At 69.3% G+C, this 23,219-nt stretch carries 23 protein-coding genes; 16 read left to right on the top strand and 7 right to left on the bottom strand.

All coding sequences use genetic code 11. The features are described 5' to 3' along the window. Positions 1 to 162 precede the first annotated feature (162 nt). From trpE to E5K04_RS13100, 4 genes are all read right to left on the bottom strand, one after another. Positions 163 to 1,626, bottom strand: a complete 1,464-nt coding sequence (trpE, locus tag E5K04_RS13115; RefSeq protein ID WP_136554847.1) for an anthranilate synthase component I — start codon at positions 1,624 to 1,626, stop codon at positions 163 to 165. 129 nt (positions 1,627 to 1,755) lie between these two features. After that, positions 1,756 to 2,424, bottom strand: coding sequence for a phosphoglycolate phosphatase (locus E5K04_RS13110; protein WP_136554845.1), 669 nt, complete (start codon positions 2,422 to 2,424; stop codon positions 1,756 to 1,758). Positions 2,425 to 2,434: 10 nt separating this feature from the next. Continuing rightward, positions 2,435 to 3,115 carry a ribulose-phosphate 3-epimerase gene (gene rpe, locus E5K04_RS13105; protein ID WP_136554851.1) on the bottom strand — a complete coding sequence of 227 codons (681 nt, stop codon included), beginning with the start codon at positions 3,113 to 3,115 and terminating at the stop codon, positions 2,435 to 2,437. Between the two features lie 70 nt (positions 3,116 to 3,185). Continuing rightward, on the bottom strand, positions 3,186 to 3,545 hold the full coding sequence (locus E5K04_RS13100; protein WP_136554843.1) for a hypothetical protein: 360 nt from the start codon (positions 3,543 to 3,545) through the stop codon (positions 3,186 to 3,188). Positions 3,546 to 3,620: 75 nt separating this feature from the next. Here E5K04_RS13100 and apaG point away from each other — a divergent pair, with 75 nt between their 5' ends. The 6 genes from apaG to E5K04_RS13070 all read left to right on the top strand — a co-directional run bounded on the left by apaG (position 3,621) and on the right by E5K04_RS13070 (position 9,403). After that, on the top strand, positions 3,621 to 3,983 hold the full coding sequence (apaG, locus tag E5K04_RS13095; RefSeq protein WP_136554841.1) for a Co2+/Mg2+ efflux protein ApaG: 363 nt from the start codon (positions 3,621 to 3,623) through the stop codon (positions 3,981 to 3,983). 145 nt (positions 3,984 to 4,128) lie between these two features. Beyond that, positions 4,129 to 5,922 carry an ABCB family ABC transporter ATP-binding protein/permease gene (locus E5K04_RS13090; protein WP_136554839.1) on the top strand — a complete coding sequence of 598 codons (1,794 nt, stop codon included), beginning with the start codon at positions 4,129 to 4,131 and terminating at the stop codon, positions 5,920 to 5,922. 114 nt (positions 5,923 to 6,036) lie between these two features. Then, positions 6,037 to 6,312: a LysO family transporter gene (locus tag E5K04_RS13085; protein WP_136554837.1), complete on the top strand. Its 276-nt coding sequence runs from the start codon at positions 6,037 to 6,039 to the stop codon at positions 6,310 to 6,312. Continuing rightward, positions 6,309 to 6,911 carry a lysine exporter LysO family protein gene (locus E5K04_RS13080; RefSeq protein ID WP_136554835.1) on the top strand — a complete coding sequence of 201 codons (603 nt, stop codon included), beginning with the start codon at positions 6,309 to 6,311 and terminating at the stop codon, positions 6,909 to 6,911. Before E5K04_RS13085 ends, E5K04_RS13080 begins: the two co-directional genes overlap by 4 nt. Before the next feature lie 200 nt (positions 6,912 to 7,111). After that, positions 7,112 to 7,834, top strand: a complete 723-nt coding sequence (locus E5K04_RS13075; RefSeq protein ID WP_136554833.1) for a hypothetical protein — start codon at positions 7,112 to 7,114, stop codon at positions 7,832 to 7,834. Between the two features lie 66 nt (positions 7,835 to 7,900). Further along, a complete protein-coding gene (locus E5K04_RS13070) occupies positions 7,901 to 9,403 on the top strand; it encodes an amidase (RefSeq protein WP_168929225.1) in 1,503 nt (500 codons plus the stop codon). Between the two features lie 4 nt (positions 9,404 to 9,407). Here the strand turns inward: E5K04_RS13070 and E5K04_RS13065 are convergent, their stop codons facing one another. From E5K04_RS13065 to E5K04_RS13055, 3 genes are read right to left on the bottom strand one after another with little or no spacing between them, the layout of a single operon-like run. Next, complete coding sequence (locus E5K04_RS13065; protein WP_136554829.1) at positions 9,408 to 10,403, bottom strand: TIGR03790 family protein; 996 nt, start codon at positions 10,401 to 10,403, stop codon at positions 9,408 to 9,410. Continuing rightward, positions 10,396 to 11,790, bottom strand: coding sequence for a class II fumarate hydratase (locus E5K04_RS13060; protein WP_136554827.1), 1,395 nt, complete (start codon positions 11,788 to 11,790; stop codon positions 10,396 to 10,398). Before E5K04_RS13060 ends, E5K04_RS13065 begins: the two co-directional genes overlap by 8 nt. 59 nt (positions 11,791 to 11,849) lie before the next feature. After that, complete coding sequence (locus E5K04_RS13055) at positions 11,850 to 13,853, bottom strand: helicase-related protein (protein ID WP_136554825.1); 2,004 nt, start codon at positions 13,851 to 13,853, stop codon at positions 11,850 to 11,852. 170 nt (positions 13,854 to 14,023) lie between these two features. Between E5K04_RS13055 and E5K04_RS13050 the strand changes: the two genes are divergently transcribed. The 10 genes from E5K04_RS13050 (at position 14,024) to E5K04_RS13005 (ending at position 23,211) form a co-directional block, all read left to right on the top strand. Further along, entirely contained in the window at positions 14,024 to 15,454 is a 1,431-nt protein-coding gene (locus E5K04_RS13050; RefSeq protein ID WP_136554823.1) for a circularly permuted type 2 ATP-grasp protein, read from the top strand. A gap of 3 nt (positions 15,455 to 15,457) precedes the next feature. Continuing rightward, a complete protein-coding gene (locus E5K04_RS13045; protein ID WP_136554821.1) occupies positions 15,458 to 16,369 on the top strand; it encodes an alpha-E domain-containing protein in 912 nt (303 codons plus the stop codon). Then, the gene (locus tag E5K04_RS13040; protein ID WP_136554819.1) at positions 16,369 to 17,148 is read left to right on the top strand and encodes a transglutaminase family protein; all 780 of its coding nucleotides are present in this window, start codon (positions 16,369 to 16,371) and stop codon (positions 17,146 to 17,148) included. The genes E5K04_RS13045 and E5K04_RS13040 overlap by 1 nt, the downstream gene beginning before the upstream one ends. Positions 17,149 to 17,160: 12 nt before the next feature. Further along, entirely contained in the window at positions 17,161 to 17,883 is a 723-nt protein-coding gene (locus E5K04_RS13035) for a peptidase (RefSeq protein WP_136554817.1), read from the top strand. 165 nt (positions 17,884 to 18,048) lie between these two features. Continuing rightward, a complete protein-coding gene (locus E5K04_RS13030; protein WP_136554815.1) occupies positions 18,049 to 18,810 on the top strand; it encodes an ABC transporter substrate-binding protein in 762 nt (253 codons plus the stop codon). A gap of 84 nt (positions 18,811 to 18,894) precedes the next feature. Next, positions 18,895 to 19,581: an ABC transporter permease gene (locus E5K04_RS13025; RefSeq protein ID WP_136554813.1), complete on the top strand. Its 687-nt coding sequence runs from the start codon at positions 18,895 to 18,897 to the stop codon at positions 19,579 to 19,581. Continuing rightward, positions 19,581 to 20,282, top strand: a complete 702-nt coding sequence (locus E5K04_RS13020) for an ABC transporter permease (RefSeq protein WP_205700371.1) — start codon at positions 19,581 to 19,583, stop codon at positions 20,280 to 20,282. Before E5K04_RS13025 ends, E5K04_RS13020 begins: the two co-directional genes overlap by 1 nt. Positions 20,283 to 20,290: 8 nt before the next feature. Beyond that, a complete protein-coding gene (locus tag E5K04_RS13015; protein ID WP_136554809.1) occupies positions 20,291 to 21,406 on the top strand; it encodes a succinylglutamate desuccinylase/aspartoacylase family protein in 1,116 nt (371 codons plus the stop codon). 19 nt (positions 21,407 to 21,425) lie between these two features. Then, positions 21,426 to 22,247 (top strand): ABC transporter ATP-binding protein, encoded by an 822-nt coding sequence (locus E5K04_RS13010; protein WP_136554807.1) that lies wholly within the window; start codon positions 21,426 to 21,428, stop codon positions 22,245 to 22,247. Between the two features lie 10 nt (positions 22,248 to 22,257). Then, complete coding sequence (locus E5K04_RS13005; protein WP_205700370.1) at positions 22,258 to 23,211, top strand: GlxA family transcriptional regulator; 954 nt, start codon at positions 22,258 to 22,260, stop codon at positions 23,209 to 23,211. The last annotated feature ends 8 nt before the right edge of the window (positions 23,212 to 23,219 follow it).

Genomic DNA, 23,219 nt, shown 5'->3' with positions numbered 1-23,219 from the left:
TAGAGTTTGAGAAGCAATATTTCCAACGGCTCAAGAGTGTCTAGAGAAGCCGGGGCGATTCACTGTAAGCAGACATTGATGGCTTGAACATGAAAGTTTGCTTTGGCCGATGAGCTGCCGCTCAGATAACACACTGAGCGGCATTTTTGTAAATTGGCGGCCTCACCCATCCAACCCCGCCTGCACCAATTCCGCGGCGCGGATCACTGCGCGGGCCTTGTTCTGGGTTTCCTGCCATTCCGATTCGGGTACCGAGTCGGCGACTACGCCGGCGCCAGACTGCACGGTGAGCACGCCGTTCTTGATCACCGCGGTGCGGATGGCGATGGCGAGGTCCATGTCGCCGGAGAAACCGAGGTAGCCGACGGCGCCGCCGTACACGCCGCGCCCCGAAGGCTCGAATTCGTCGATGATTTCCATCGCGCGCACCTTGGGCGCGCCGGACAGGGTGCCGGCGGGGAAGGTGGCGCGCAGCACGTCGATGTTCGAGGTGGTGGGCGACACCGTGCCTTCCACGCTGGAGACGATGTGCATCACGTGCGAGTAGCGCTCGATCACCATATTGTCGGTGACGCGCACACTTCCAGTTTCAGCGACGCGGCCGACGTCGTTGCGGCCGAGGTCCATCAGCATCACGTGCTCGGCGATTTCCTTGGGGTCGGCGAGCAGATCCTGAGCCAACGCCTCGTCTTCCTCGCGGTTCTTGCCGCGCACGCGGGTGCCGGCGATCGGGCGCACCGTCACGGTGTCGTGTTCGCGGCGCACCAGAATTTCGGGCGAGGCGCCGACCACGTGGAAGTCGTCGAAGTGGTAGAGGAACATGTAGGGCGAGGGGTTGAGGCTGCGCAGCGCGCGGTACAGCGACAAGGGCGAGTCGGTGAACGGCATGCTCATGCGCTGCGAGAGCACCACCTGCATGATGTCGCCGTCGACGATGTAGCGCTTGGCCGACTCGACCGCTGCCTTGAACGCTTCCTGGCCGAATTCGGAGGTCGCCTGCGTGGGGGGCGAGGGCAGCGACAGCGGCAAGGGCGAGGGTTCGCGCAGGCGGCCGCGCAACTGGGCGAGGCGCGCGTGCGCCTTTTGCAGCGCGTTGGGTACCGCCGGGTCGGCGTACACGATCAGCGTGAGCTTGCCCGAGAGGTTGTCGACCACCGCCAGCTCTTCCGACAGCATCAGCAGGATGTCCGGCGTGCCGGCCGGGTCTTCCTTGCGGCCGTCGGAGAGGCGCTTCTCGACGTAGCGGACGGTGTCGTAGCCGAAGTAGCCGACCAGGCCGCCGGCGAAGCGCGGCAGGGCTTCGGCGGGCGGGGTGTGGAAGCGCTGCTGGAACGCCTCGATAAAGGCGAGCGGGTCGCCCTGGTGGCGTTCGATTACCTTGTCGCCGTACTCGACCTGCACCCGGTCACGGTTCACCCGCACGCGGGTGGTGGCGGGCAGGCCGATGAAGGAGTAGCGGCCGAAGCGCTCGCCGCCGACTACCGATTCGAGCAGGTAGGAGTAGGGCGCGTTGGCGAGCTTGAGGTAGACCGACAAGGGGGTGTCGAGGTCGGCGAACAACTCGAGGGTGACGGGGATGCGGTTGTAGCCGGCGTCGGCCAGCGCGTTGAATTCGGTTTGCAGCATGAGAGCTCCCGGTGGGGCTGTGTGTAGGTGGCGGATGTCTAGCGGGGGTCGTCTAGCGTCGCCATCGGCAGGGCAGCAGGGCCGGGAGCAGTGTCGTCATGAGCTTGCGGTCAGTTGTATGTCAGATCGCTAGCCATTTTTCATCAAATCGTAGAGCTGGGCAAGGCTGTCGACCACCACGTCCGCTTCCAGCGTGGCGACGTCCTCGTAGCCGTAGCTGACCGCGACGGCGACGGCGCCCGCCGCGCGCGCGGCTTTCACGTCGTTGACCGAGTCGCCGACCATACCAAGCTGACTAGCCTCGACGCCCATCACGGCGGCGGCGTGGCGCACCGGCAGGCCGGACGGCTTCTTCTCGGTGAGGGTGTCGCCGCCGATCACCAGCGAGAACAAATCGGCGATGCCGAGCTTTTGCAAGAGCGGCACGGCGAGCCGCTCGGACTTGTTGGTGACCACCGCCAGCGGCAGCTGCAGGGTTTTCAGGAGCTGCAGCCCGTCGAGCACGCCCGGGTAGAGGCGGGTGTGGTCACACAGGTGCGCCGCGTACTCGGTGACGAACAGGGTGTAGCCCTGCTCCCACAGCGCGGGGTCGGCGGCGCCGTCGCGCTCGTCGGTCAGCGCGCGGTGCACCAAGCTTGCGATGCCGTCGCCGACATGGCTCTGGATGCGGGCTTGATCCAGCGGCGGCATGCCGAGTGCCGCGCGCATGCGGTTGGCGGCGCCGGCAAGGTCGGCGATCGAGTCGCTGAGGGTGCCGTCCAGATCAAAGGCGAAGGCCTTGAGGTGCTTGATGTCCATGTCTCGCTCCTTAGCGGCCGGCCTTGGCGAGTTCGGCGCGCATCGCGTCGATGACTGCCTTGTAGTCGGGCTTGCCGTAGATCGCGGAACCGGCGACGAAGGTGTCGGCGCCGGCGGCGGCGACTTCGCGGATATTGTCGACCTTGACGCCGCCGTCGACCTCGAGCCAGATCTCGCGGCCGGTGCGCGCGGTGTAGGCGTCGATGCGCTCGCGCGCGGCGCGGATCTTGTTCAGCGCCTCGGGGATGAAGCTCTGCCCGCCGAAGCCCGGGTTGACCGACATGATGAGGATCATGTCGATCTTGTCCATCACATGGTCGAGGTAGGACAGGCTGGTCGCCGGGTTGAACACCAGGCCCGCCTTGCAGCCGGCGTCGCGGATCAGCTCCAGCGTGCGGTCTACATGCTCGGACGCTTCGGGGTGGAAGGTGATGATGTCGGCGCCGGCCTTGGCGAACATCGCGGCCAGCGCGTCGACCGGCTTGACCATCAGGTGCACGTCAATCGGCGCGCTGGTATGCGGGCGGATCGCCTCGCACACCATCGGGCCGATGGTCAGGTTGGGCACGTAATGGTTGTCCATCACGTCGAAGTGGATGATGTCGGCGCCGGCGGCGACGACGTCGCGGATTTCCTCGCCCAGGCGGGCGAAGTCGGCGGACAGGATGCTGGGGGCGATGCGGTAGTTCATGGTGTCGGCATGGTTGGACGGGAGGCTGGCATTGTAACGCCCGCCCGCCGCCTGCGTCATGCCGGCGCCGTCACTGCGCGGTTTCGGCCGGCGGCGTGGCCTCGCTCTCCGGCGGTGCCGCGGTTTCCTCGGCCGGCAACTCGGCGAGCGCCTCGTCGGCCGGGGCGGAAGCGTCGGCGATGGCCGGCTGTGCGCGGGCCACCGCGCGCGGCAGCACGGTGACCTTGCCCGAGTGCGGGTGCGGGGTATACGCGGCGACCGGGTCGGTGTTGGCCGACGGCGTGAACGGCTGCAGCAGTTCGGGACCTTGCGGGGCGCTAGCGAAGGTGGCGTTGGAGAAGCCTTGCCATGCGGCGTAGGCGGCGAACACGGCGGCGACGGCAGCCGCGGCCAGGATGAAGCGCTTGCGCTTGTCTGCGATGTCTGACATCTATGCTGGTTGGGTGGTGTGCTGCGGCGGATTGTCGGCCGCGCACCGCGGCGTGTCAATTGCAAGGAGAAGGCGATGGTCGAAGTCGAAGTGGTGCCGTTTTATCTGGCGGACGAGTCGGACGTGGCGGCGGACGTTTACGCGTTCGGTTACCGGGTGTCGATCCGTAACCGGGGCGACGCACCGGTGCGCCTGCTCGCCCGGCACTGGGTGATCACCGATGCCAACGGCCACATCGAGGAGGTGCGCGGGCGCGGGGTGGTCGGCGAGACGCCGCGCATCGAGGCCGGCGGCGTCTACGAGTACGACAGCTGGACGCGGCTCACCACGCCGTGGGGCAGCATGCGCGGCAGCTACCAGATGGTCGGCGCGGACGGCGAGCGTTTCGACGCCGACATCCCCGAATTCCGGCTTATCGCGCCGCGCAGCCTGCATTGAGTCAGCTGCGTGGCCAGGTCCACCACACGATAAAGGCGGCCAGCAACAGCGCCAGCGCCGCTTCGGCCAGCAGGATCCACATGGCGTTTCCCTCCGGGTTCTGTTTCAATCTGGCCGACAAGCATTCCACAGGCAAGCCAAACCCATGCGTTTTACCCATACCACACCCCCGCCGACCGACCGTGACGACTGGCAGACGCTGCGCACGCTGTGGCCCTACCTGCTGCGCTTCAAGGGGCGGCTGGCGCTTGCGCTGTCCTGCCTGATCGGTGCCAAGGTCGCCACCGTCACCGTCCCGCTGTTCCTGAAAGACATCGTCGACGCGCTGTCCGTGCCGGCCACCCTGCTTGCGGTGCCGGTGATGGCGCTGGCCGGCTACGGCGTCGCCCGCCTGCTCTCCAGCGTGCTGGGCGAGGTGCGCGACGCGGTGTTCGCGCGGGTGATCCAGGGCGCAATCCGCCAGGTGGCGCGCCAGGTGTTCGCGCACCTGTTCCGGCTGTCGCTGCGCTTTCATCTGGGGCGGCAGACCGGCGGAATGAGCCGCGACATCGAGCGCGGCACCAAGGGCATCGGCTTCCTGCTCAACTTCACGGTGTTCAACATCCTGCCGACGCTGATCGAGATCGCGCTGGTCGCCGGCATCCTGTTCTGGCTGTTCGATATCTGGTTCGCGCTGGTGACGGTGGCGACCATCGCCGTCTACATCGGCTTCACGCTGGTGGTCACCGAGTGGCGCACGGTGTTCCGCCGCACCATGAACGATCTGGATTCCAAGGCCAACGCCAAGGCGATCGACGCGCTGATCAACTACGAGACGGTCAAGTACTTCGGCAACGAGGGCTGGGAGGCGGCGCGTTACGACGAGGGCCTCGCCCGCTGGGAGGCGTCGGCGGTCAAGAACCAGGTGTCGCTGTCTTTGCTCAACGCAGGGCAGGGCGTGATCATCGCGGTGGGCGTCACCTCGGTGATGGTAATGGCCGCGCGCGGGGTGGTGGCCGGCACGATGACGGTCGGCGACGTGGTGCTGGTGGCCAGCTACCTGACCCAGCTGTGGTCGCCGCTGCACTTTTTGGGTTTCGTCTACCGCGAGATCCGCCACGCGCTGGCCGACATGGAGCGCATGTTCGGCTTGTTGCGGCAGGACGAGGAGGTGGCCGACGCGCCCGGCGCCCGGGCGCTGTCGGGGGCCGAGGCGACGGTCAGCTTCGACGCGGTCGATTTCTCCTATGACGGCAAGCGGGAGATCCTGCAGGGGGTGAGCTTCACCATCCCGGCCGGCAAGACGCTGGCGGTGGTCGGCGCGTCCGGCGCCGGCAAGTCGACACTCGCGCGCCTGCTGTTCCGCTTCTACGACGTTTCGGGCGGCGCGGTGCGGGTGAACGGCACCGATATCCGGCAGCTCACCCAGGACAGCCTGCGCGCGCACATCGGCATCGTGCCGCAGGACACCGTGCTCTTCAACGACACCATCTGGGCGAACATCGCGTACGGCCGGCCTGAGGCCAGCCGCGAAGAGGTGATCGACGCCGCGCGGCGCGCGCATATCCACGCCTTCGTCGAGACCCTGCCCGACGGCTACGACACCCAGGTCGGCGAGCGCGGCCTCAAGCTCTCCGGCGGCGAGAAGCAGCGCGTCGCCATCGCGCGCGCGCTCCTGAAGAACCCGCCGATCATGATCTTCGACGAGGCGACCAGCGCGCTCGACTCGCGCACCGAGCGCGCGATCCAGCAGGAACTGGCGGCGGCGGCCAGCGGGCGCACCACGCTGGTGGTCGCGCACCGGCTGTCGACTATCGTCGACGCCGACGAGATCGTGGTGCTCGACGCCGGGCGGGTCATCGAGCGCGGTAACCACCGCACGCTGGTTGCCGCCGGCGGTCGTTATAGCGCGCTGTGGGCGATGCAGCAGCAGGGCGAAGCCGCCGCGGCGGACCTTTGAGGCAGGACAATTAACTGCCTGACCCGCGTTGAAAATGCGAATCGGGCATGGTATCACTGTGCTGTTGTCGGCCGGGGTTGCCCCGGCCGTTGTTTTTGCCTGCGGAATCCCTCGATGTTCAGTGTCCTTGCCTGTCTGATCGCCGGCGTCGTCGTCGGCCACTTCGCGCGCGACTATCGCGCCGTGCGCCATACCGGCCGCCTGATCTCGTTCACGATCATGCTGCTTTTGTTCTTCCTCGGCGTGTCGGTCGGGCAGAACGAGACCATCCTCGCCAACCTGTCGACCATCGGCGCGAAGGGCGTGCTGATCTCGCTCGCGTCGACCATGGGCAGCGTGCTCGCGTCGTGGTGGGTGTACCGCCGCTTCTTCAGGGAGCACGCGGCATGATGGGCGCACTGGTGGTGATCGGCTGTTTCGTCGCCGGCGTGCTGTTGGCCGCGTTTGACCTGTGGCCGCAAGGCTTCGAGGCGGACACGCTGACCCTGTGGGCGCTGTTCGCCTTGCTGTTTTGCGTCGGCGTGTCGGTCGGCTCGGACGACACGCTGCGCCGCACGCTCGCCCGCATGCGCCCGCGCATCCTGCTGGTGCCGCTGGCCACCATTGTCGGGACGCTCGCCGGCAGTTTCCTGGTGAGCTTCGCGATCAGCGACGTGTCGCCGACCGAGGCTATGGCGGTCGGCGCGGGCTTCGGCTACTACTCGCTGTCGTCGATCTTCATCACCCAGTACAAGGGCGCCGAGTTGGGCACCATCGCGCTGGTGTCCAACGTGTTCCGCGAGATCTTCGCGCTTCTGATGGCGCCGCTTTTGTTCGCGTGGTTCGGCCGCCTGGCGCCGATCGCCGCCGGCGGCGCGACGACGATGGACACCACCTTGCCGGTGATCAGCCGGGTGTGCGGGCGCGACTGGGTGTTCGTCGCGATGCTGCACGGCTTCGCGGTCGACCTGTCGGTGCCCTTCCTGGTGACCTTCCTCTGCGCGTGGTAGCCGCGGCGCCGGGGCTGTCAGGCCGAACGGCCGGCGGCTTCGTACGCCCGGCAGAGGCGGCGAGGGCGGGCGCGGTCGGCTAGGCTGTGCGAATGTCCGCCGCCTGTCGTTGCCTGTTTGCCTGCCTGCTGCTTGCCGCGTGCGCGCGCGCGCCCACGCCTCCGCCCGCCCCCGCAGCACCGCTTCCGCCTCTGCCGGTTATGCATAGCCACGCGCTGGCGCTGGGGGACGATCACGTCGGGCTGTGGGTGCACGCGGCGCCTTGTGACAACGGCGTGCTCTTGCTCGGCCTGCACGACAGCGAACAGACCGCACGGCTGGCCGCAGAGCAAGCGTGGCCTGCGCCGGCGGCGCGCCTTGCCTGGCTCGCCAACGGCCAGCGCCGCGCGCTCTCCTTCACGGCAAACGGCGAGACCTACCGCGCCGACCCCAACCGCATCTTCACGCCTGCGGGTGTCGCGGCGACCCTCGCGCACTACGGCAAGGACGCGGCGGCCGCGCGGCTCGCGCTCGCGCGCTTCGCCGGACAACTCCTGGTCGCCGCCGGCCTCGGGCAGGCGTCGGCGGTGGTCGCGCTGCACAACAACCATCCCGGCGGCTACTCGGCCGCGTCCTACCTGGCGGGCGGCAAGCTCTCCGCCGCCGCCAGCGCGGTGCACCTGGGCGAGCCGCAATCACCGGACAACTTCTTCTACCTGACCGACGCGCGGCTCTTCGCCGCACTGTCGGCGCAAGGCTTCAACGTGGTGCTGCAGGACAATGCGCGGGTGCCGGACGACGGCTCGCTGTCGGTGTTCGCCGCGCGGCGGGGGCTCGTCTACGTCAACGTCGAGGCGAGGCAGGGCGAGGTGGGCGCGCAGCGGCGGATGCTGGTCGCGCTGCGCGCGCTGCTGCGCGACGGGCAGTGTCCGACAGGCGGGTGAGCGAGGACGTTGCTGGTCGGCGGCTCGCGCCTGCCTTAACATGACATGGGCTTAACAGGAGGCGCCATGTCGGGATTCGGGGGTTACCAGCAGTGCGATGCGACGGCGCTTGCCGCACGCATCCGTTCGGGCGAAGTGAGCCGGGAGGACGTCTTGCAGGCGTCCCTCGCGCAACTGGACGCGGTCAACCCGCGCATCAACGCGGTGGTGCACGACATGCGCGGGCAGGCCGCGGCGTCCTTGCCGGGCCTGCCCGATGGGCCGTTTACCGGCGTGCCCTTCATCGTCAAGGCGCTACTGTCCGATTGCGCGGGCGAGCCCATCGGCGCCGGCACTCGCTTGCTGCAGACGGTCCGGGCCGCCGCCGACAGCGAACTGGTGACGCGCTACCGCAAGGCGGGCCTGGTGATCGTCGGGCGCAGCAACACGCCCGAGCTTGGGCTGACCAGCTACACCGAGCCGGCGGTCAGCGGGGCGACCTGCAACCCCTGGCAGCCTGGGCTGACGGCGGGGGGCTCCAGCGGCGGCTCGGCCGCGGCGGTGGCCGCCGGCATTGTGCCGATGGCGGGCGGTGGCGACGGCGGCGGTTCGATCCGCATCCCGGCCGCGTTCTGCGGCCTGTTCGGGCTCAAGCCCTCGCGCGCTCGGGTGCCCAGCGGGCCGTGGCCCGGCATCCCCTGGCACGGCCTGGTGCAGGAACACGTGATCACCCGCTCGGTGCGCGACAGCGCGGCGATGCTGGACGCGGTGCACGGCGTCGACGCGGGGGCGCCGTGCGCGGCGCATTCGCCGGTGAGGCCCTTCCTCGCCGAGGTCGGCGCGCCGCCCGGCCGCTTGCGCATCGCATACACCGCGCGTGCGCTGTTCGGCAAGGGGCGGGCCGACGCCGACAGCGTGGCGGCGCTGGAGGACGCGGTGGCGCTGCTGGGCTCGCTCGGCCACGAGCTGGTCGAGGCGACGCCGGCGCTCGACGCCGAGGCGGTCGCGCGGGCGTTCTTCGTGATGGTCGCGGCCGAGGCGCGCGCCGACATCGAGTGGGTGGCGAAGACCGCCGGCGTGCGTGCGCGCATGGCCGACTTCGAGCCGCCGACCTGGGTGCTGGGGCTGTTGGGGCAGAGTTTCGGCGCGGACCGGCTCGCCGACGCGTGCCGGGTGCTGGACGGTGCCGCGCGCGAGATGGGGCGCTTTCACGCCGGGTTCGACCTGTTGCTGACGCCGACCATGGCCGCGCCGCCGCACCCGCACGGCGCCTTGCAGCCGACGCCTGCCGAGCATCTGCTGATGCGCGTGCTCGGCCGGCTGGGCAGCGGGCATGTGTTCCGCGCGCTGGGCGTGGTCGACGAGATCGTCGACAAGGCCTTTGCCGCGCTGCCTTACACGCCGCTCTTCAACGCGACCGGCCAGCCGGCGGCGTCCTTGCCGCTTTACTGGAACGCAGCAGGTTTGCCCGTCGGCGTGCAACTGGCCGCCGCCTACGGCCGCGAGGACCTCTTGTTCCGTGTCGCCTCGCAACTGGAGGCGGCGCGGCCGTGGTTCGCCTGCCGCCCCGCGCTCGCGTCAGCGCCCTGAGCGCTCAGTGCCGGGCCGCGTACGGCGCGGCGAGCGGGTCGCCGATGATGAGCCCCTGCGCGGGCCACAGCACGCTCTTCCAGTACGCCTCGAGCGCAGTGTCGCCCGCGAGGTAGCGCGCGACCAGCACCTGCGGGTGCGGAAACTTCTGCGGCCAGTTGCAAGGCTCGGACACCGTGCCGTAGCTCGCGCTGGCGCCTGCAGCCAGCCAGCTAAGTACGCTCATCTGCGGGCCATGGCTGAGCACGCCGCCGAACGAGGTGAGGTGGTCGGCCAGCGCGCCGGGCAACAGCGACGCGCGCGCGACCTCGTTCGCGTCGGTGTCGCCGGTGAAGACGAACATCGCCCGCCGCGCCGGGGCGAGCGCGCGGCCCTTCAGGGTGACCAGACGCACGGCGCCGGTTGCGTGCGCGCCCTCGGGCGGGAAGAAACGCGCGCGGCTGTCGCGCGCGGCGTCGCCGCTGACCACGAAGTAGGCGGCCGCGTCCGGCGGGGCGTGCGCGGTGCGGCCGCGCCTGGCGAGCACGCCGGCGAGTGCGGCGTCGTCGGTGAGCAGCATCGACGGCGGCAGCACGCCGCCCTTGAGCGGCCCGCCTTCGTTGAAGAAGGGGCTGTCGCGGCCGGCCGCGCAGGTGTCCGTGCACTGGCGCGCGTCAAAGCCCAGCGTCAGCGCCGAGGTGACGCTGTTGCAGCCGACCGCGTAAGGCTCGGTCCAGGCCAGCGCCAGGGCGCGGGTGCCCGCGGGCAGCTTGCTTGCGATCTCTCGCCTGAGCGCGGGCAGCGCGGCGGGCGCGAGCACCGCGCCCTTGGGGACGCGCACCGCGACAAGCTGGCTTGTCGGCACGCCGCGCGCCTCGGCGTACGCGCGCGCGGCCGCTTCGCTGGCCGGGTCGGCCATCCGGTAGAGTACGGCGAGCGTGCGCTCGCCCTGCGGGGCGCCGTGGGCGAGCGCGGCAAGGAAAAGCGCGGCAAGGGCAAGGCAGGTGCGCGCGTCAGGCATCGGGCGGTTGCGTCATCCGGTAGGCGTCGCATACCCGGTCGAAGAGTTCGGGTGCGACGCCCATCTGTAGCGCGGCGTCCCTGAGCGGGATGCGGCGGGTCAGCGCGAAGCGGGCGATCTGTGCGGCCTTCTCGTAGCCGATATGCACCGAGAGCGCGGTCACCCGCATCAGCGCGCGGTCGCTGTAGTCGGCCATGCGCGCCTCGTCCGGCACGCAGCCGTCGATCAGGTACTGGCGGAAGCTGGCCATCGCGTCGCCCAGCAGGTTCGCAGACTCGATCAGGTTGCGGCCGATCAGCGGCTTGTACACGTTCAGTTGCAGGCTGCCCGCGGCGTTGCCCAGCGCGACCGCGTGGTCGTTGGCTATCGCCTGCAGCGCGACCATGGCGAGCATCTCGCACTGCGTCGGGTTGACCTTGCCCGGCATGATCGACGATCCCGGCTCGTTCTCGGGCAGGATCAGCTCGGAGAAGCCGCACAGCGGGCCGCTGGCGAGCAGGCGGATGTCGTTGGCGATCTTGAAGAGCACGGAAGCCAGCGTGCGCAGCGCGGCGGAGACGCGCGCGAGCGCGTCGTGCGAGGCCTGCAGCGCGAAGCGGTTGTCGGCCGGGCAAAAGGGCAGGCCGCTGAAGTTGGCAAGCTGGTTGACCGCGCGCGCGGCAAAGCCCGCCGGCGCGCCGATGCCGGTGCCCAGCGCGGTGCCGCCCAAGGGCAGCGGGTAGAGCCCCGCGAGCGCGTGCTCGACGTCGGCGCGGCACGCGGCAAGCTGGCTTGCGAACGCCGACCACTCCTGGCCGGCGGTCATCGGCACCGCGTCCATCAGGTGGGTGCGGCCGACCTTGACTAGGCCCGCCCACAGCGACGCCTTGTGCGCGGTGGCGAATTCCAGCTGCTGCAGCGCGGGGATGAGGGCGCGCTGCAAGGCGAGGGCGGCGCCCACGTGCAGGGCGGTCGGGAAGGTGTCGTTGCTCGACTGCGAGCGGTTCACATGGTCGTTCGGGTGCAGCGGGCTGTGGCTGCCGACGGCCTCGTTGTCCAGTTCGCTTGCGCGGTTGGCGATCACCTCGTTGACGTTCATGTTGAACTGGGTCCCGCTGCCGCTGATCCACGGCGGCAGCGGGAAGTGGCCGTCGAGGCGGCCGCCGAGGATCTCGTCGCACACCCGCACGATCAGGCCCGCCTGCTGCGGGGTGATCTCGCCGAGGCTGGCGTTGGCGAGCGCGCACGACTTTTTGATCAGCGCGTACGCGCCGAGGATCTCGCGCGGCATTTTCTCGCGGCCGACGGCGAAGTGGGCGAGCGCGCGCTGGGTCTGCGCGCCCCACAGCCGGTCGGCGGGGATTTCGATCTCGCCCAGCGAGTCGTGTTCGGTTCGGGTGGTCGGCACGGCGGCGTCCTTCGGGCAGCGTCACGCATCAAGCATAGACGCTGCCCGGAGCAGTACGCCTAGCCGTGGCGTGGCGGCGGGCGTTTGCCGCGGGGCTTGCCGCCGGCGCCACCGCCGCGGCGCGCGCCCTGCGGCTTGCCCTGCTTGGTGCCTTGCTTGCCGCGCGAGCGGCGGTTCTGCTGCTGCAGCATCGCGTCGATCTCGTCGGACGCCTTGAGCATCAGCGCCTGCGCCATCTCGCCGTCCGGGAAGGTGTCGGCCATGCGGTAGGCGAGCCACGCGTACGCGGCGTACAGCTTGCACAAGTCCTCCAGCCTTTGCAGCGCGTTGCGCCCCGGCGCGACCTCGCCCATGCGCAGCACGGTGGCGGTGCGCCGCTTCGCGCGCGCCTCGGCCCAGTCGAACAGCGCACGCTCCAAGAGCGGGATGCGCGTCGACACCGGCGTCAGGCTCAGCGTGAAGCGGTCCTCAAGCGACAGTGGCAAGGCGTCCAGCCAGCGCGCCTTCTCCATCTGCTCGGAGAGGTTGGCCGGCAGGAAGAATTCGTCGTGCACGTTGATGTGCTTGGTGAAGAGTTCGAGCAGCGCGGCGAGCTTGGTCTCGCCGGTCGCCTGCGAGATGTCCTGCAGGTAGGCGAGGTTGGGCGCGACGTAAAAGCCGGTGTCGGGCAAGGGCTCGGGCTTTTGCCGCAAAAGCTGGGCGATGCTCTTGTGCGTGCGCGCGTCGATGCCGGCGACAAAGCCGGTCTCGTGCTTGCCGAAGCGCCCGGCGCGCCCGGCGATCTGCCGCGCCAGGGGCGCCGGGATCAGCCCCTCTGCGACGCCGTCGAACTTGCTGTCGGTGGTGAAGATCACCCGGCGCGCCGGCGTGTTGAGCCCCATGCCGATCGCGTCGGTGGCGACCACCACGCTGGTGTGCCCCTCGACGAAACGCTCGGCCTGCGCCTGGCGCACCTCGGGCGACAGGCTGCCGTAGATCGCCGACACCGAGTGGCCTTCCTCGATCGCGCGGTCGCGCCAGGCCAGCACCTCGCGCCGGGAAAACGCGATCAGCACGTCGCCGGGCATCAGGTTCCTCAGCGAGCCCAGCGGCGCCTTGTCCATCTCGAGTTTGGTCTTGCGGGTGAGCTCGCGCACTTCCAGCGTGCCGCCGACGCGCGCGACCAGCGATTCGATCGCGTCGCGCGCCTCCAGCGCGCCCAGCAGGTACACCGTTTGGGCCGGCACGCCGCACACCGCCGCCGTCCACGCCGCGCCGCGGTCCGGGTCGTCGAGAAGCTGGATCTCGTCGATCACCGCGACCTCGACCGGACGGTTTGAGTTGAGCATCTCGACCGTGCTTGCCACATGGCGCGCGTCCGGGTCGATCTTGCGCTGCTCGCCGGTGACGAGGCTCACCGGCACGCCGGCGTCGACCAGCCGCTGGTAGTTTTCCAGCGCCAGAAGGCGCAGCGGCGCGAGGTAGACGCCGCTCTTGGCCTTGGCCAGGTGCTCCATCGCCGCGTGCGTCTTGCCCGAGTTGGTCGGCCCGAGCACCGCGATGAAGTGGCGCTGCATGCCCTGCGCGACGGTGAACGACTCGGGGTAGCGCGACAGGTTGACCGCCGCGCGCGTCCTCGCCGCCGCCTCGTCGGCCTTGCTGTCGGCCGACGCCTCGCGGATACGCGTCTGCGCCAGGCGCACGCGCTCGCTCGCGCGCTCGTACTTGGCGACAAGGGCCGACAGCGCGCGCCGCGCGTCGAGCCCGTAGCGCCCGGCCGTCTCCAGCACCTCGCGCGCGGTGTCGGCGAGCAGCGCCTCGAGCTTGGCGCAGGTCTCGTCGTTCCAGCGCTCGCGCAACAGTTCGAGCTTGCCCTGCGCCGAGAGGCGGCGCCACTTGCCCGACTTGCCGAGAAAGCCCGCGTCCGGGATCAGGTGGTAGGCGACGGCGTGGCCGTCCACCTGCACCTCGCCGTGCACCGACACGGCGTAGCTGCCGTCGGTGGTGACGAGGGTGGCACGGTGCGCCTCGAGGTAGTCGGAGAGCGCGCTCTGGTCGAAAGGGTCTTGGATTTCGTCGTTCATGCAGGGAAGGGTAGGCAAGGGACAGGCGGTGGCAAGGGAAAGCACGGCCGCCCGGGGCAAAACAGGCCCGGGCGGGGTGCCGAGTCTAGCAGAGATCGGCGGCCGGATCAGCGCCGGCCATGGCACGGGGCTTGCTAGGAACTTAGCAGGACACCGAGAGGGAGCACTCCATGCACGCGCTGACCCTGCCCGAGCCGGGCCATTTTGACGAGATGCTGCTGCAAAGCGGCGGCATCCGCTCGCATTACCGCACCTTCGCGCACTGGCTGCAGGCGCAGTCGCCGTCGGTGCTCGCGCAAAAGCGCGAACAGGCCAACCAGCTCTTCCACCGGGTCGGCATCACCTTCGCGCTGTACGGCGACGACGCCGGCGCCGAGCGGCTGATCCCGTTCGACACCATCCCGCGGGTGATCCCCGCCGCCGAGTGGGAGAAGCTCGAGGCGGGCCTCGCGCAGCGGGTGCGCGCGCTCAACGCCTTTCTCGAGGACATCTACCACGAGCACCGCATCGTCAAGGCAGGCGTGGTGCCGGGCGAGCAGGTATTCGCCAACGCGCAGTACCAGCCCCTGATGCAGGGGGTGAACCTGCCCGGCGCGGTATGGGCGCAGGTGACCGGGGTCGACCTGGTCCGCCACGCCGACGGCGGCTACTACGTGCTCGAGGACAACCTGCGCGTACCCTCCGGCGTGTCGTACATGCTGGAGAACCGCAAGATGATGATGCGGCTCTTCCCCGAGCTGTTCGCCCGCCACGCCATCGCGCCGGTCGACCATTACCCGACGCTGTTGCTCTCGACGCTGCGTAGGGCCTGCGCACGCGAGAACCCGACCGTGGTCGTGCTCACCCCGGGGCACCACAACAGTGCGTACTTCGAGCACGCTTTCCTCGCGCAGCAGATGGGCGTCGAGCTGGTCGAGGGGCGCGACCTGTTCGTGCGCGACGACCATGTGTACATGCGCACCACCGCCGGGCACAAGGCGGTCGATGTGATCTACCGGCGCATCGACGACACCTTCCTCGACCCGCTCGCGTTCCGCCCCGACTCCATGCTCGGCGTGCCCGGGCTGATGCAGGCGTACCGCAAGGGGAACGTGGTGCTCGCCAACGCGGTCGGCACCGGCGTCGCCGACGACAAGTCGATCTACCCCTACGTGCCCGAGATGATCCGCTACTACCTGGGCGAGACGCCCATCCTCGACAACGTCGAGACCTTCCAGTGCCGCCATCCGGCCGAGCTTGACCATGTGCTGGCCAACCTCGAGCGCCTGGTGGTGAAGGAAGTCCACGGCGCCGGCGGCTACGGCATGCTGGTGGGCCCGGCGGCCACCCGCGCCGAACTGGATGAATTCAGGGCGCGCCTGCTCGCCCAGCCGGAGAACTACATCGCGCAGCCGACGCTGTGCCTGTCGTCCTGCCCGACTTTCGTCGAGGCCGGCATCGCGCCGCGCCACATCGACCTGCGCCCCTTCGTGCTGACCGACGGGCGCGAGACCAGCATGGTCGCCGGCGGCCTGACCCGCGTCGCCTTGCGGGCGGGTTCGCTGGTGGTCAATTCGTCGCAGGGCGGCGGCACCAAGGACACCTGGGTACTGGAGGAATAAGCAATGCTGTCAAGAACCGCAGACCACCTGTTCTGGATGGCGCGCCAGATGGAACGCGCCGAAAACCTGGCCCGCCTGCTCGACGTGAGCCTGGCGGTGTCGCTGTTGCCGGCTTCGCGCGGCGGCGCGGACGTCTCGGCGCCGCTGGTGCTCACCGGCACGCTGGACGCCTACCTTGCGCGGCACGGCGAGCCTGACGCCTCGCGGGTGCTCGCCTTCATGAGCTTCGACGCGGGCAACCCCTCGTCCATCCTCAGCTGCATCCGCCACGCGCGCGACAACGCGCACGCGGTGCGCGGCAAGATCACCGCCGAGATGTGGATGTCGATCAACGCGACCTGGCTGGAGGCGCGCGAGCTCGCGCAGGGCGGCGCGGGCGACCAGGCCTTCTTCGACTGGGTGAAGGAGCGCTCGCACCTCTTTCGCGGCGCGACGCACGGCACCTGCCAGCGCACCGACGCGTTCTCCTTCATCCGGCTGGGCACCTTCATCGAGCGCGCCGACAACACCGCGCGCCTGCTCGAGGTCAAGCGCCACCTGCTGGACGACGCCGACGCGGCCGACTACTACGCGTGGAGCGCGCTGTTGCGCGCGGTCGGCGCGTTCGAGGCCTACCACGCGCTGTACCGCGACGCGCCGTCCGGCCGCCGGGTCGCCGAACTCTTGCTGTTGCGCCCGGACATGCCGCGCAGCCTGCGCGCGTGCTTCGACGAGATCTACAAGTGGCTCGCCAGGCTGGAGGGCGACAACGGCCGTGCGGCGAAGAGGCTGGCGGCCGAGCTGCGCGCGGCACAGGCGTATACCAGCGTCGACGAGGTGTTCGAGGCCGGCCTGCACGACTACCTCACGCGCATGCTCGGCGACATCACGCGGCTGGGCGCGCTGGTGCACGAGGCTTACCTGGAGGCGGCCTGATGCGGCTGCGCATCCGCCACGAGACCTGCTACCGCTACGACGGCGCGCCCGCGCGCAGCACGCAGCTGTTGCGGTTGACCCCCGCCGACAGCGCCGCGCAGCGGGTGCTCGCGTGGCGGCTGACCCTGCCCGGGGCCGCCAGCGAGGGCGTGGACGGTTTTGGCAACCGCACCCACCTTGTCACGCTGGAGGGGCCGCACCACGAGATCCGCCTGCTCGCCGAGGGCGAGGTCGAGACGCGCGCCGCCGGCCCCGACCCCGCGCCGGGGCCGCTCGACGTACGGGTCTACCTGCGCCAAAGCGCGCTGACCGCGGCGAGCGCGGCAATCGCTGGCCTGGCATCGGGCACGGCGCCCACGTCGGCGGGCTGCGCGTCGCTTGCGCTGCGCGTGCTCGAGGCGATGCCGTACCGGCCGGGGGCGACGACGGCCGGCACCACGGCGGCCGACGCGCTGGCGCTTGGCGCCGGCGTGTGCCAGGACCACACGCAGGTATTCGTCGCTGCCTGCCGCACGCTCGCGCTGCCGGCCCGCTACGTCAGCGGCTACCTCTTGAACGAAGACGAGACGCACGCGGCCAGCCACGCGTGGGCCGAGGTCTGGCTGGACGAGGCGTGGCACGGCTTTGACGTGAGCAACGCGCGCGCGCCGGACGAGCACCACCTGCGCCTGGCGGTCGGCCTCGACTACCTGGACGCGTGCCCGGTGCGCGGCGTGCGTCTGGGCGGCGGCGACGAAACGCACCGCGCGCACGCCGACGTGCGCGCATCCGAAGAATGACAGGGACCCAACATGACTTATTGCGTCGCGATCCGCCTGGCCGAAGGGCTGGTGTTCGCCTCCGACACCCGGACCAATGCCGGCGTCGACCACGTCGCCACCTTCCGCAAGATGCGGGTGTTCAGCGCGCCGGGGCTGCGCCTGGTGCTGCTCTCGTCGGGTAACCTTGCGACCAGCCAGAGCGTCGCCAGCCTGCTTGAGCGGCGCATGCGGCTGCACGACGGCACCGGGCTCTCGACGGTCGATTCGCTGTACGACGCGGCCGCGCTGGTCGGCGCGACGTTGCGCGAGGTGCTCGCGCGCGACGCCGACGCGGCTGCCGGCGTCGACTTCTCCAGCCACTTCCTGCTGGGCGGGCAGGTCGACGGCGAGCCGGTCCGACTCTTCCACGTCTACCCGCAGGGCAACTTCATCGAGGCAAGCGAAGACACGCCTTACTTCCAGATCGGCGAATCCAAGTACGGCAAGCCCATCCTCGACCGCGTGCTGGACTACCACACGCCACTTGCGCAGGCGATCCAGTGCGCGCTGATCTCGATCGACTCGACGATGCGCTCCAACCTGTCGGTCGGCGCGCCGGTCGACCTGGTATGGCTGCGCCCGGGCGACGCGAATGCGCCTTCCCCGGTGCGCCTGGGCGAGAACGACCCTTACTTCATGCGCCTGCGCGAAGGGTGGAGCCGCGGCCTGCGCGAGGCGTTCGCGACCCTGCCGGCGCCCGGGTGGGATATATAAGCGGCGGCTTTCATCAAGGCGTAACAATATGTCGCATTGGTGTATCTGTTTGGCATCTGCAAAGTGATTTAATGCTCCGGCACGGACATCGGGTCCGTCTTCGGCCGACCAGCCCCCGACTGAATGAGAGGCGTGCGGTGCGGCCCCAACTGGGAGAATCTCTGGATGAAAAAAATCGCTTTGCTCGCCGCACTTGTGGCTTCCGGTCTGGCTCACGCGGCTGACCCCATCCGCATCGGCGTCGACGCCACTTACGAGCCGTTCGCGTACAAATCGGCCGACGGCAAACTGGTCGGCTTCGATATCGACATGGCCAACGCCCTGTGCGCGCAGATGAAAGCCAAGTGTGAGTTCGTCGAGCAGGAGTGGAAGGGGATTATCCCGGCGCTGAACGCCAAGAAGTACGACGCGATCGTATCGTCGATGTCGATCACCGACGAGCGCAAGAAGGCCGTCGACTTCACCAATAAGTACTACCACACCCCCTCCCGCCTGATCGCCAAGGCAGGCAGCGTCTCCGGTACGCCGGACAGCCTGAAGGGCAAGAAGGTCGGCGTGCTCAAGGCGTCGACCCAGGAAAAATACGCGCTGAAGTACTATCAGCCGGCAGGCGCGACCGTCGTCCCGTACAACAGCACCCAGCAGGCTTATCTCGACATGGCGGCCGGCCGACTGGACGCGACCGTCGCCGACAGTGTCGAGGGCTCCACCGGCTTCCTGAAAAAGCCGGAAGGCAAGGGCTACGCCTTTGTCGGCCCGGTGCTGAAGGACGAGTCCATCTTCGGTTACGGCGCTGGCATCGCGGTGCGCAAGGGTGACGACGCGCTGCGCAACAACTTCAACAAGGCGATCGTCGATCTGCGCAAGAACGGCACCTACAAGAAGGTCAACGACAAGTACTTCGCCTTCGACGCCTACGGCGAATAAGCCGTCCAGCTGACGACTAGGGCGCGTGAGGTTGACGCGCCCGCCCGCCGGGCCCTGCGGGGCCCGCTTTCATGGAGCCTGCCGATGCTGGAAGGTTATACCGCGTATATCGTCGCCGGTGCGTCGACCACGCTGAAGATTGCGCTCTCTTCGCTGGCGGTCGCCACCGTGCTGGGTCTGGTCGGCGCCGCTTGCCGCCTGGCGAGCCACCCCTTGCTTAACCGCAGCGCCGAAGCGTACTCGACGCTGGTGCGCGGCGTGCCCGACCTCGTGTTGATGCTGCTGGTGTTCTATGGTGGCCAGGTCGCCGCCAACAGCCTGCTCGAGTCGCTCGGGCTACCCGCCGTCGACTTCGACCAGTTCATCGCCGGCGTGCTGACGCTCGGTTTCATCTACGGAGCCTATCTGAGCGAGACCTTCCGCGGCGCCTTGCTCGCCGTGCCGCGCGGCCAGTGGGAAGCCGGCTGGGCGTACGGCATGAGCCGTCCGCGCGTATTCCTGCGCGTCGTGCTGCCGCAGATGATCCGTCTGGCAATTCCCGGCTACACCAACAACTGGCTGGTGCTCACCAAGGCGACCGCGCTGGTGTCGGTGATCGGCCTGCAGGACATGATGTACCGCGCCCGCGAGGCCGGCGCGGCGACCCGCGAGCCGTTCACCTACCTGCTTGTCGTCGGCGCGGTCTACCTGATGATCACCACGGTTTCGCTGCTCTTGTTGCGCGCGCTCGAGCGCCGCACCTCGGCCGGCGTGCGCATGGGGGAAATGTGATGCTCGACTTTGCCGTCGTCCTCGAACCGGACAACCTGAAGCTGTACGGCGAGGGCCTGCTGACCACGATCAAGCTGCTGGTCATCGCGCTCGCCTGCGGCCTCGCCGCTTCGGTGCCGCTGGCCGTGCTGCGTGTTTCGAACAGCAAGCTTGCCAGCCTGCCGGTGTGGGGTTTCACTTACGTGATTCGCGGCACGCCCATGCTGCTGCAGCTCTATCTGATCTATTATGGCCTGTCGCAGTTTGAGGCGGTGCGCGAGAGCGCAGCGTGGTCGTTGCTGTCTGACGCATGGTTCTGCGCGATGCTCTCGCTCGCCATCAATACCTGCGCCTACACCACCGAGATGCTGGCTGGCGCCTTGCGCGCGACCAGCCACGGCGAGATCGAGGCCGCACGCAGCATGGGCATGAGCCGCTTCACCCTGTACCGGCGCGTGCTGCTGCCCTCTGCGCTTCGGCGCAGCCTGCCCGCGTACAGCAACGAGGTGGTGATGATGCTGCACGCAACCAGCCTTGCCAGCACGGTGACGCTGCTCGACATCACCGGCGCCGCCGACCGCCTGTACTCGACGTATTACATGCCGTTCGAGCCCTTCATCGCGGCCGCGCTGTTCTACCTTGCGCTGACCTGGCTGATCGTCAGGCTTTTCCGCCGCTTCGAGCGTCGCTACCTCGCCTACCTCGCCCCGCGTACCCATTGAGAACAACCATGCAAACACGCATCCATCCATTGGCGGCACCCGGGCTTGGCGCGCGCCGCAGCGTGACCAGCTTCCACTTCGGCGCCGCCGGCGACGGGCAGAAGGTCTATATCCAGGCTGGCCTGCACGCTGACGAAATCCCCGGCATGCTGGTGTGCCACCACCTCAAGGCCATGCTCGCCGAACTGGAAGCTGCCGGCCGCCTGCCAGGCGAAGTGGTGCTGGTGCCGGTGTGCAACCCGGTCGGGCTCGACCAGTCGCTGCTGTTCGACGCGCAGGGGCGCTTCGACCTGGCATCCGGCGAGAACTTCAACCGCGGCTACCCGCAGTTTGCCGAGGCAATTGGCGACGCGCTTGAAGGCGCGCTGGGCACGGACGCCACGGCCAACCGCGCACGCATCCGCCAGGCCATGCGTGACTACCTGGCCGCGCAGCGGCCAGTCGGCGAGCTCGCCTCGCTCAGGCACACGCTGGTGTCGCTCGCCTTCGACGCCGACATCGTGCTCGATTTGCACGCCGACTTCGAGGCGGTGGTGCACCTCTACACCGAGACGCCTTACGTCGAAGACGCGCTGCCGCTTTGCCGGCTGTTGGGCGTCCGCGCGCTCTTGGTCGCCGAAGGCAGCGGCGGCCAGTCGTTCGACGAGGCCTTGAGCGGCGTGTGGTGGCAGCTTGCGCGCCGCTATCCCGACGCCAACATCCCTCTGGCGTGCTTCGCGACGACGGTCGAGTTGCGCGGCGAGGCCGACGTCGACCACCAGCAGGCCGGAATGGACGCGGCGGCGCTGCTTGCCTTCCTTACGCTCAGGGGCGTGGTCGCAGGCGAGGTGCCGCCGCTTCCTCCCGCCCTGTGCGAACCGACGCCGCTGGCCGGCTCCGAGCCCTTGATCGCGCCTGAAGCCGGCGTCGTCGTCTACCGCAAGGCGCCGGGCGACAGGGTGGCTGCCGGCGAGACCGTGTGCGAGATCGTCGACCCGGTCAGCGGGCGAGTGTTGCCGCTTGCAGCCACCGTCGACGGAGTGCTGTACGCGCGTGCCGCCACCCGCTTCGCGCTCGCCGGTGCCAACCTGGGCAAGGTCGCCGGCCGTGTGCCGTTTCGCAGCGGCAATCTTCTCAGTGCCTGAGACCCTCATGGAGAACACGATGTATCACGACCAGAAAACGGGTGAGACGGCTGCCGCCGGCGCCGGTGTCGCCGCGCGCGCGGTCAAGCTTGAGGTGAAAGACGTCCACAAGCGTTTCGGCGAGCACGAGGTGCTCAAGGGCATTTCGCTGACCGCGCACGCAGGCGACGTGATCAGCATCATCGGCTCGAGCGGCTCGGGCAAGAGTACGTTCCTGCGCTGCATCAACCTGCTCGAGCGCCCGCACGAGGGCAGCGTCGCGCTGGCCGGCGAGCCGCTGGAACTCATCCGCAAGCCCGACGGCATGCTGGGCGCGAAGAGCGAGAAGCATCTGCAGCGGATGCGCGCGCGCCTGGCGATGGTGTTCCAGCACTTCAACCTGTGGGCGCACATGACGGTGTTGCAGAACATCATCGAGGTGCCGGTGCACGTGCTGGGCGTGCCGCGCGACGAAGCCGTCGCACGCGCGCGCCGCTACCTCGAGAAGGTCGGCCTGTCCGGTGTCGAGGACAAATATCCGGCGCACATGTCGGGCGGCCAGCAGCAGCGCGTGGCGATCGCGCGCGCGCTGGCGGTCGAGCCCGAGGTGATGCTGTTCGACGAGCCGACCTCGGCGCTCGACCCCGAACTTGTCGGCGAAGTGCTGCGCGTGATGCGCGCGCTGGCCGAGGAGGGGCGGACCATGGTGGTGGTCACCCACGAGATGGCCTTCGCGCGCGAGGTGGGCAACCACGTGATGTTCCTGCACCAGGGACGCGTCGAGGAGGAGGGCGACCCGCACCAGGTGCTCGTCAACCCGCAGAGCGAGCGCCTGCAGCAGTTCCTGTCGCGTACCCGCTAAGGGCAACGTGATGGACAGCGCACATCCTGGCGGTCGCTGGCACGTCCTCCTGCTGCCGGGCTTTTTCGACGGTGAGGCCGGTGTATTGGCGGACCTCGCCGGTGCGCACGCCGGCCCCACGCGGCCCTCGCTGCAGTGGGTGTCAGCCGACGGCGCGCCGGTGCGCTCGGCGGCAGGCCGCGTCTTCTCCGTCGACGCGGCGCTTGGTACCGGGTCCGCGCCGGCCACCTTGTTCGTGCTGGGCGGAGACGAGGCGCCTGCGCCCGCCGACGCGCCGCTGATCGCTTCGCTCGCGGCGCTTGGCAAGGCGGGTACGCGGCTCATGGCCGTGCACGGCGGCGTGTTCTGGTTCGCGGCCGCAGGCGTGGCGGCGCCGGCCGTCGCCGTGCACTGGGCACAGGCGGACGCCTTTCGCGAGCGCTACCCGGCCGTGAAGGTGGGCGAGACGCTGTTCGAACTCGGCCCGCACGGCGGCAGTAGCGCGGGCGGTGCGGCGCTGGCCGACTTCGTGCTGTCGCTGCTTGCGGCAGACGGCCACGCGGCTGCCGGCGGCCATCTTGCCGAGTGCTGGCTGCTCGAGCGGGTGCGGCGCGGCGACGAGCGCCAGCGCGCGGCCTTGCGCACGCAAAGCGGCACCGCCGACCCCAAACTGGTCGGCGCGGTCGAGCTGATGCAAAACAATCTCGAAGAGCCGCTGACCACCGACGAGATCGCCCGCCTCGTGCATATCTCGCGCCGCCAGCTCGAGCGCCTGTTCCGGCAGTACCTGGACCGGGTGCCGTCGCAATACTATCTGGAGCTGCGCCTCGAGCGCTCGCGGCAGTTGCTGCGCCAGACCAGCACCTCGATCATCCAGGTTGGCCTCTCGTGCGGCTTCTCGTCGGGGCCGCATTTCTCCAGCGCCTACCGCAACCATTTCGGCCTGACCCCGCGCGACGAGCGCAGGCAGGCGCGCGGCGGCTGACAGGACCT

Origin of the sequence: Crenobacter intestini (genome assembly GCF_004919095.1) — a bacterium.
Taxonomy (GTDB): domain Bacteria; phylum Pseudomonadota; class Gammaproteobacteria; order Burkholderiales; family Chromobacteriaceae; genus Craterilacuibacter; species Craterilacuibacter intestini.
Note: the sequence above shows the minus strand (reverse complement) of the source record. Positions and strands in the feature narration are given on the sequence as shown.

Coding starts and splice junctions, on each gene's coding strand:
- E5K04_RS13045 (WP_136554821.1), top strand. CDS start 15,458: ATGCTGTCAAGAACCGCAGACCACCTGTTCTGGATGGCGCGCCAGATG.
- apaG (WP_136554841.1), top strand. CDS start 3,621: ATGGTCGAAGTCGAAGTGGTGCCGTTTTATCTGGCGGACGAGTCGGAC.
- E5K04_RS13040 (WP_136554819.1), top strand. CDS start 16,369: ATGCGGCTGCGCATCCGCCACGAGACCTGCTACCGCTACGACGGCGCG.
- E5K04_RS13075 (WP_136554833.1), top strand. CDS start 7,112: ATGCATAGCCACGCGCTGGCGCTGGGGGACGATCACGTCGGGCTGTGG.
- E5K04_RS13015 (WP_136554809.1), top strand. CDS start 20,291: ATGCAAACACGCATCCATCCATTGGCGGCACCCGGGCTTGGCGCGCGC.
- E5K04_RS13005 (WP_205700370.1), top strand. CDS start 22,258: ATGGACAGCGCACATCCTGGCGGTCGCTGGCACGTCCTCCTGCTGCCG.
- E5K04_RS13030 (WP_136554815.1), top strand. CDS start 18,049: ATGAAAAAAATCGCTTTGCTCGCCGCACTTGTGGCTTCCGGTCTGGCT.
- E5K04_RS13065 (WP_136554829.1), bottom strand. CDS start 10,403: ATGCCTGACGCGCGCACCTGCCTTGCCCTTGCCGCGCTTTTCCTTGCC.
- E5K04_RS13110 (WP_136554845.1), bottom strand. CDS start 2,424: ATGGACATCAAGCACCTCAAGGCCTTCGCCTTTGATCTGGACGGCACC.
- E5K04_RS13080 (WP_136554835.1), top strand. CDS start 6,309: ATGATGGGCGCACTGGTGGTGATCGGCTGTTTCGTCGCCGGCGTGCTG.
- E5K04_RS13070 (WP_168929225.1), top strand. CDS start 7,901: ATGTCGGGATTCGGGGGTTACCAGCAGTGCGATGCGACGGCGCTTGCC.
- E5K04_RS13050 (WP_136554823.1), top strand. CDS start 14,024: ATGCACGCGCTGACCCTGCCCGAGCCGGGCCATTTTGACGAGATGCTG.
- E5K04_RS13100 (WP_136554843.1), bottom strand. CDS start 3,545: ATGTCAGACATCGCAGACAAGCGCAAGCGCTTCATCCTGGCCGCGGCT.
- E5K04_RS13010 (WP_136554807.1), top strand. CDS start 21,426: ATGTATCACGACCAGAAAACGGGTGAGACGGCTGCCGCCGGCGCCGGT.
- E5K04_RS13020 (WP_205700371.1), top strand. CDS start 19,581: ATGCTCGACTTTGCCGTCGTCCTCGAACCGGACAACCTGAAGCTGTAC.
- E5K04_RS13085 (WP_136554837.1), top strand. CDS start 6,037: ATGTTCAGTGTCCTTGCCTGTCTGATCGCCGGCGTCGTCGTCGGCCAC.
- E5K04_RS13055 (WP_136554825.1), bottom strand. CDS start 13,853: ATGAACGACGAAATCCAAGACCCTTTCGACCAGAGCGCGCTCTCCGAC.
- trpE (WP_136554847.1), bottom strand. CDS start 1,626: ATGCTGCAAACCGAATTCAACGCGCTGGCCGACGCCGGCTACAACCGC.
- E5K04_RS13025 (WP_136554813.1), top strand. CDS start 18,895: ATGCTGGAAGGTTATACCGCGTATATCGTCGCCGGTGCGTCGACCACG.
- E5K04_RS13090 (WP_136554839.1), top strand. CDS start 4,129: ATGCGTTTTACCCATACCACACCCCCGCCGACCGACCGTGACGACTGG.
- E5K04_RS13035 (WP_136554817.1), top strand. CDS start 17,161: ATGACTTATTGCGTCGCGATCCGCCTGGCCGAAGGGCTGGTGTTCGCC.
- rpe (WP_136554851.1), bottom strand. CDS start 3,115: ATGAACTACCGCATCGCCCCCAGCATCCTGTCCGCCGACTTCGCCCGC.